Annotated in this window: 7 protein-coding genes, 1 tRNA gene and 1 pseudogene; 7 read left to right on the top strand and 2 right to left on the bottom strand. The window is 69.5% G+C overall.

The features are described 5' to 3' along the window. The 3 genes from DCI01S_RS15555 to DCI01S_RS15545 form a co-directional block, all read left to right on the top strand. A partial coding sequence (locus tag DCI01S_RS15555; protein ID WP_061230065.1) for a DUF485 domain-containing protein occupies window positions 1-352 on the top strand: 352 nt, incomplete at its 5' end. Then, complete coding sequence (locus DCI01S_RS15550; protein WP_061230064.1) at window positions 352-1,971, top strand: monocarboxylic acid transporter; 1,620 nt, start codon at window positions 352-354, stop codon at window positions 1,969-1,971. The genes DCI01S_RS15555 and DCI01S_RS15550, both read left to right, overlap by 1 nt. Window positions 1,972-2,050: 79 nt before the next feature. Further along, the gene (locus tag DCI01S_RS15545; RefSeq protein WP_061230063.1) at window positions 2,051-2,620 is read left to right on the top strand and encodes a hypothetical protein; all 570 of its coding nucleotides are present in this window, start codon (window positions 2,051-2,053) and stop codon (window positions 2,618-2,620) included. A 43-nt stretch (window positions 2,621-2,663) separates the two neighbouring features. On the opposite strand, the gene DCI01S_RS15540 is transcribed toward DCI01S_RS15545, so the two are convergent. Continuing rightward, a tRNA-Arg gene (locus tag DCI01S_RS15540) sits at window positions 2,664-2,739 on the bottom strand. Window positions 2,740-2,951: 212 nt separating this feature from the next. Between DCI01S_RS15540 and rplM the strand changes: the two genes are divergently transcribed. The 3 genes from rplM (at window position 2,952) to glmM (ending at window position 5,447) form a co-directional block, all read left to right on the top strand. Beyond that, a complete protein-coding gene (gene rplM / locus DCI01S_RS15535) occupies window positions 2,952-3,395 on the top strand; it encodes a 50S ribosomal protein L13 (RefSeq protein WP_007627425.1) in 444 nt (147 codons plus the stop codon). Continuing rightward, a complete protein-coding gene (rpsI, locus tag DCI01S_RS15530; RefSeq protein ID WP_007627423.1) occupies window positions 3,392-3,934 on the top strand; it encodes a 30S ribosomal protein S9 in 543 nt (180 codons plus the stop codon). The genes rplM and rpsI overlap by 4 nt, the downstream gene beginning before the upstream one ends. A 154-nt stretch (window positions 3,935-4,088) precedes the next feature. Then, complete coding sequence (gene glmM, locus DCI01S_RS15525; protein ID WP_061230062.1) at window positions 4,089-5,447, top strand: phosphoglucosamine mutase; 1,359 nt, start codon at window positions 4,089-4,091, stop codon at window positions 5,445-5,447. Between the two features lie 5 nt (window positions 5,448-5,452). On the opposite strand, the gene DCI01S_RS15520 is transcribed toward glmM, so the two are convergent. After that, window positions 5,453-6,325, bottom strand: coding sequence for a dienelactone hydrolase family protein (locus tag DCI01S_RS15520; RefSeq protein ID WP_043566378.1), 873 nt, complete (start codon window positions 6,323-6,325; stop codon window positions 5,453-5,455). A gap of 73 nt (window positions 6,326-6,398) precedes the next feature. Between DCI01S_RS15520 and DCI01S_RS15515 the strand changes: the two are divergent. After that, a pseudogene (locus DCI01S_RS15515) lies at window positions 6,399-6,837 on the top strand (glutamine--fructose-6-phosphate transaminase (isomerizing)); the annotation flags it as partial.

Below are 6,837 nucleotides of genomic sequence, written 5' to 3'. Positions count from 1 at the left end.
GGGGGGGGGGGGGGGGGGGGGGGCATCGCGACGAACCCCGGAAGCGGCGGAATTCACGGCGATGCAGGCCAGCCCCGCCTTCCAGGATCTGCGCAGCAAGTTCAGGGCGTTCGTGTTCCCCATGACGATCGCCTTCCTCGTCTGGTACTTCCTCTACGTGATCCTGGCCGTCTACGCGACGGACTTCATGGCGACCAAGGTGTTCGGGAACATCACCTGGGGTCTGATCATCGGCCTGGGGCAGTTCGTGACGACCTTCCTCATCACCTTCCTGTACATCCGCTTCGCCAACCGTGAGATCGATCCCCGCGCGGAGTCCATCCGCCTCGAGCTGGAAGGTGGGATCGCCTGATGGACTGGCTGATCAACATCAACGAACTCGCGCCGGGGGAGCAGGTGGGCAGCACCCTCCTCAACATGGCGGTATTCGCCGTCTTCATCGTCGTCACGATGACCCTCGTGCTGAGGGCGTCGAAGTCGACCAAGTCGACCAAGGACTTCTACACGGGCGGCTCGAGCTTCACCGGCCCGCAGAACGGTTTCGCGATCGCCGGTGACTACCTCTCGGCGGCCTCCTTCCTCGGTATCGCCGGCGCCATCGCGATCAACGGATACGACGGCTTCCTGTACTCGATCGGCTTCCTCGTCGCCTGGCTCGTGGCGTTGATGCTCGTGGCCGAGCTGATGCGCAACACGGGCCGGTTCACGATGGCCGACGTGCTCAGCTTCCGGCTCAACCAGCGGCCCGTCCGCATGGCGGCCGCGCTGGCAACGCTCGCGGTGTGTTTGTTCTATCTGATCGCCCAGATGGCCGGCGCTGGCGGGCTCGTCGCCCTGCTCCTGAACATCGACGACTCCGCGGGGCAGTCGATCGTCGTGGCCGTCGTCGGCATCCTGATGATCGTCTACGTCCTCGTCGGCGGTATGAAGGGCACCACCTACGTCCAGATGGTCAAGGCCGTCCTGCTCGTCGGCGGTGTACTGATCATGTGCCTCCTGGTCCTCGTCGCCGCCCGCGGTAACTTCTCCGCGCTCCTCGGCGAGGCCGTCGCCAACTCCGGCAAGGATCTTCTACGGCCGGGACTGCAGTACGGCGCCACCGAGACCAGCAAGCTCGATTTCGTCTCGCTGTCGATCGCCCTGGTCTTCGGCACCGCCGGTCTGCCACACGTCCTCATGCGCTTCTACACCGTCCCGACGGCGAAGGAGGCCCGTCGGTCGGTGACCTGGGCCATCGCGCTCATCGGCGGGTTCTACCTGTTCACCCTCGTCCTGGGCTTCGGTGCCGCGGCGATGGTCGGACCCGAGGTCATCGAGAACGCCCCCGGCGGTGTGAACTCGGCGGCGCCGCTGCTCGCCTTCGCGCTCGGAGGTGAGATCTTCCTCGGGATCATCTCGGCCGTCGCCTTCGCGACAATCCTCGCCGTGGTGGCCGGACTCGCCATCACCGCCTCCGCTTCCTTCGCGCACGACATCTACAACGGCGTGATCAAGCACGGGCAGGCCACCGAGCAGTCGCAGCTGCGAGTTTCCCGGATCACGGTCGTCGTGATCGGCCTCGTGTCGATCGTCATGGGCATCGGCGCGATGGGGCAGAACATCGCCTTCCTCGTGGCCCTCGCCTTCGCGATCGCGGCCTCGGCGAACCTGCCGACGATCCTCTACTCGCTGTTCTGGAAGCGGTTCAACACCACCGGCGCGCTGTTCTCCATGTACGGCGGCCTGATCAGCACCCTGGTGCTCATCGCGCTCTCGCCGGCGGTCTCCGGCAGCGAGAAGTCGATGATCTCGAGCGTCGACTTCTCCCTGTTCCCGCTCTCCAACCCGGGCATCGTGTCGATCCCCCTTGCGTTCCTGCTGGGCATCATCGGGACGTTCATCGGCAAGAAGGACGAGTTCCCGGAGAAGCGCGTGGAGATGGAGGTCCGCTCGCTCACCGGAGTCGGTGTGGAGAAGACCATCGCGCACTGACCCTGACCCCCATTGGCGTCGTCGTGCCCACCGAGGGACTACCCTCGGTGGGCACCACACCGATTCGGAGGCGGTAGAGATGTATCCTGGACAGGACGACCACACCCGACGCATGGGTCAGCAACCCGACTCGCGTGCCTACTCGAGGATGAGCGGCGACCGGGCGTACGACCCCGCCCATGACGACGGCTACGGCGCCGAGGGCGGCTACGACGACGGCTATGTGGAACCCCGCCAATCCCGCCGCGGGCCCGCGATCGACGTGGGGAAATTCGTCGGCAGCGTGGCCGCCACCGCACTGGTCGCGGCCATCGCGGGGTGGCTGATCGCCTGGGTTGTGGACGCCGTGTTCTCCCGCTTCGGCCACCAGTGGGCCAACGGCGGGAACACCCCGACGATGTACGCCGTCTACGGCGCCGTCGCGGCGATCCTCGCCGGGCTGCTCTGGTATCTGCTACTGATCGGCACCGCCAATCCCCAGCAGTTCTACTCCTGGACGGTGGGGCTGCTCATCGTGGCGGCCGTGGCGTTGCCGCTGCTGGTGACCGTGCCGTTCCTCGACGGGCTCGCGGCCGCGATCGTGCACTTGTTCATCGGACTGCCGATCCTCGCGCTGACGAGCGCCTTCTCGGCCACACTCAGGCGCTGACGTCCCGCCGGGCCCGGGACGCTGACGCGGCCCGGGCCACCAATGGTGCCCCCGAGAGGAATCGAACCTCCGACACCGGCTTTAGGAGAGCCGTGCTCTATCCACTGAGCTACGAGGGCGGGAACCGGGGAGAGTCTAACCGATGGGTCGCTCCGTCGTGATCGGCGACTTGGAGTGGGCGCCCGTCGGACGGTACTGTTGACCGTCGGCGTCCATGTCGTCTCCTTCATCGGAGACGGTGGACCGCCTCGCACGGGTCACCACCGGCCGCCGTACGAGGGGGAGGGCGCCTGCCGGCCGGCAGCCCACTAGACAGACAGAGGTATTGCCTGTGTCCACGTACACCCCCAAGCCCGGGGACGTGACGCGCGCCTGGTATGTCATCGACGCCACCGACGTGGTGCTCGGTCGACTCGCCGTCCAGGTCGCCAACATCCTCCGTGGCAAGCACAAGCCGCAGTTCGCCCCGAACGCCGACACCGGCGACTTCGTCATCATCATCAACGCCGACAAGGTCGCGATCTCGTCCAACAAGCGTGACCGCGTGGTGCAGCACCGCCACTCCGGTTTCCCCGGTGGGCTGAAGTCGCAGACCCTGGGCAAGGCCATGGACACGCGCCCCGACCGCGTCGTCGAGAAGGCCGTCAAGGGCATGCTGCCGAGCAACAAGCTCGGTCGTGCCGTCGCCTCCAAGCTCAAGGTGTACGCGGGTCCCGATCACCCGCACGCCGCCCAGCAGCCCGTGCCCTTCGAGATCAAGCAGGTGGCCCAGTGACCGACGAGAACATCACCCCCGAGGCCGAGGTCGCCGACGACGTGGTGGCGGATCTCGCCGCCGAGGTCGCCGAGGACTACAGCGAGGCCGACTACGCCGGTGGCACCGACTTCGTCGCCGACGCCGACGCCCAGTTCGCTCCCGTCGTCTCCTCCGGCCCGGCCCAGGCCGTCGGCCGCCGCAAGGAGGCCGTCGCCCGCGTCCGCCTGCTGCCCGGCTCCGGCCAGTTCACCCTCAACGGGCGGTCCCTCGAGGACTACTTCCCGAACAAGGTGCACCAGCAGCTCGTCAAGTCGCCGCTCGTGCTGGTCGAGCGCGAGGAGCAGTTCGACATCGTGGCGCTGCTCCACGGTGGCGGCCCCTCGGGTCAGGCCGGCGCGCTGCGTCTGGCCATCGCCCGAGCGCTGACCCAGTACTCGCCGGACGATCGCCCGGCGCTCAAGAAGGCGGGCTTCCTGACGCGTGACGCCCGCGCGGTCGAGCGCAAGAAGGCCGGCCTCAAGAAGGCCCGTAAGGCCCCGCAGTACTCGAAGCGCTGATCCGCCAGGATCACGACACCAGAGCAGGTTCCCGCGACGCGGGGGCCTGCTCTGGTCCATTTGCCGAGTGCGCGACCGGGCGGGGTTATCCTGACCCGGGCGTTCCCGATCCGCCCCGCGACGGCGACCACACGACCCCGGAGGACTACACGACATGACGCGACTGTTCGGCACCGATGGGGTCCGTGGGCTCGCCAACCGGACCCTTACCGTTGACCTCGCGGTCCGGCTCGGTGCGGCGGCCGCCGCGGTCCTCGCCACCGAGACCGGGCCCGTGCCCGACCGTGCGGGCGCGCGCCCGCTGGCGGTCGTGGGTCGTGACCCGCGCGTCTCGGGAGAGATGCTGGAGGCCGCGCTCGCGGCGGGGCTGGCCAGTCAGGGCGTCGACGTCATGCTGGTCGGTGAGGTGCCGACCCCGGCTGTGGCCCACCTGACGGACCGTCATGACGCCGCGCTCGGCGCCGTCATCTCCGCCTCGCACAACGCCATGCCGGACAACGGCATCAAGTTCTTCGCCGCGGGCGGGCACAAGCTCGGTGACGAGGTCGAGGACCGGATCGAGGCCGCGCTCACCGAGGGCGCCATCACCGGGCCGACCGGGTCGGCGATCGGCCGGATCTCACGTGCGACCCCCGGGGACGCCCTGGACAGCTACGTCGGCCATCTGCTCAGCGCCACGCCGGCCCGGCTGGACGGGCTCCGTGTCGTCGTCGACTGCGCCAACGGCGCCGCCAGCGTGGCCGCACCGCGCGCCTACCGAGAGGCGGGTGCGACGGTGATCGAGATCCACGCCAGCCCCGACGGCTACAACATCAACGACAATTGCGGTTCCACCCACCTCGACGACGTCCGTGCCGCGGTCCTCGAGCACGGCGCCGACCTCGGTCTCGCCCACGACGGGGACGCCGACCGCTGCCTCGCGGTGGACTCGAGCGGCGAGGTCGTCGACGGGGACCAGATTATGGCGATCCTGGCACTGGCCATGAGGGACGCCGGCGAGCTCGCGGGTAACGCTCTCGTCGCGACCATCATGAGCAACCTCGGTCTCAAAGTGGCGATGCGGGAAGCCGGCATCGAGGTGACCGAGACCAAGGTCGGCGACCGGTACGTCCTCGAGCGCCTCCGCGAGGGCGGGTACAGCCTCGGCGGCGAGCAGTCCGGTCACCTCGTCCTGCCCGCGCACGCGACCACCGGGGACGGCGTCCTCACCGGGCTGCGCATCATGGCGCGGATGGCCGAGACGGGCAGGTCGCTCGCCGAGCTGGCCTCCGTGATGACGGTGCTGCCCCAGATCCTCATCAACGTGCCGGTCGAGGACAAGGCCGCCGTCGTGGCGTCCCCGGCGGTCGGCGACGCGGTCGCCGCCGAGGAGCTGCGGCTCGGCGCCACCGGCCGCGTCCTGCTGCGCCCCTCGGGGACCGAGCACCTGGTCCGCGTCATGGTCGAGGCCGAGGACGCGGACCTGGCCCGCGAGGTCGCCGAGCGGCTCGCGGGCGTCGTCGTCGCCGTCTGACCCGCTCAGCCGCCGGTGAAGGACTTGAACAGCTTGAGCAACGGCGGGGTGGTGGCCAGCGGGTCGTCCCCCGGCTCCTCCAGCATCTCGTCCGTCACGGGGACCGCGTCCTTGAACCCGACCCCGGGGTCCGCGAACGCGGCATAGGTGTCGTCACCGGCGAGCGTGGCAAGCAGGTAGCCGGCCAGCAGCGGCCGCACGGTCCGATGCGTGCGGCGGTCGGGGTCCGCCAGGCCGATCCGCTCGATCAGCGCGTTGCGCTCGACCAACCCGCCCTCGATCGCCTTGTCCAGTCGCCGGTGCACGAGATCGCCCCGCCACGCGAGGTGTAGAGCCCGCGCGTCCTCGGCGTGGACACCGCCGCCGGCGGACAGCAGCAGTGCGGGGGAGTCGATCGTCATCGCCCGGTCCGCGGCCGACGGGACCGTCTCGGTGGGGAAGACCATCGCGACGGCGTCGATGTCGGTGCGCTGGGAGGCCAGAAGCGCGGACACGCCCGCGCCGAGGCCGTGTCCGGCCAGGCCGATACGCCGCGGATCCGCGCGGACCGACCCTCGACCGAGGGTGGCCTCGAGGGTGTCCTCGATCGCCGCGGACAGGTGGTCCGCGTAGTGCTGGTGGTTCGGGCGCAACCCGAGATCGGTGGCCGGAGCCACCACGACGAATCCCCACGACGCGAGGTGCTTGAGGGTGTCGACGTAGTGATGCGGCCCCCGGGTCCAGTCGTGGGCCCATCCCACGACGGGCGCGGGAGACGGGGCGTCGCGCGGGACGTAGACGACGCCGGGGGTGCCGGTGAACCCGAGGTCACCCCTGTCGACGGCGTGGGGTCCGCGTCGGCCCACCCTGGCGTGCAGTTCCTTGGTCTTCTTGGCCACGATGGCCACAGTATCGCCTCACGAGCGCGAAGGGTGCCTGGGCTGTCGGACCTCGCGGTTACACTTAGCGCCCATGTGCGGAATCGTCGGTTATGTCGGGCATCGCCCCGCCCTCCCAGTCGTCGTCGAGGCCCTGCGGCGGATGGAGTACCGCGGCTACGACTCGGCGGGCGTCGCCGTGCTCGACGGCTCGGGGGCCTCCCGGGTCGAGAAGAAGGAAGGCAAGCTCGCCAACCTCGAGGCCGCGCTCGCGGCCGCGGGTGAGGGCGGCTTCCCGGGCTCGACCGGCATCGGTCACACCCGGTGGGCGACGCACGGCCGTCCGAGTGACCGCAACGCCCACCCGCACGTCTCCGGCGATGTCGCGATCGTGCACAACGGCATCATCGAGAACTTCGCTCCGCTCCGCGCCGAGCTCGAGGCCGCGGGCGTCGAGCTCGAGTCGGACACCGACTCGGAGGTCGCGGCCCACCTGTTGCGTCGGGAGATGGAGTCGGGTGCCAGTGGCGGGG

The organism is Dietzia cinnamea NBRC 102147 (assembly GCF_001571065.1).
Taxonomy (GTDB): Bacteria; Actinomycetota; Actinomycetes; order Mycobacteriales; family Mycobacteriaceae; genus Dietzia; species Dietzia cinnamea.
This window is presented reverse-complemented; position numbering and strand designations above follow the sequence as displayed.

Bases quoted from the DNA above. Each gene is read 5' to 3' on its own strand.
- glmM (WP_061230062.1), top strand. From the start codon at position 4,089: ATGACGCGACTGTTCGGCACCGATGGGGTCCGTGGGCTCGCCAACCGG.
- DCI01S_RS15550 (WP_061230064.1), top strand. From the start codon at position 352: ATGGACTGGCTGATCAACATCAACGAACTCGCGCCGGGGGAGCAGGTG.
- DCI01S_RS15545 (WP_061230063.1), top strand. From the start codon at position 2,051: ATGTATCCTGGACAGGACGACCACACCCGACGCATGGGTCAGCAACCC.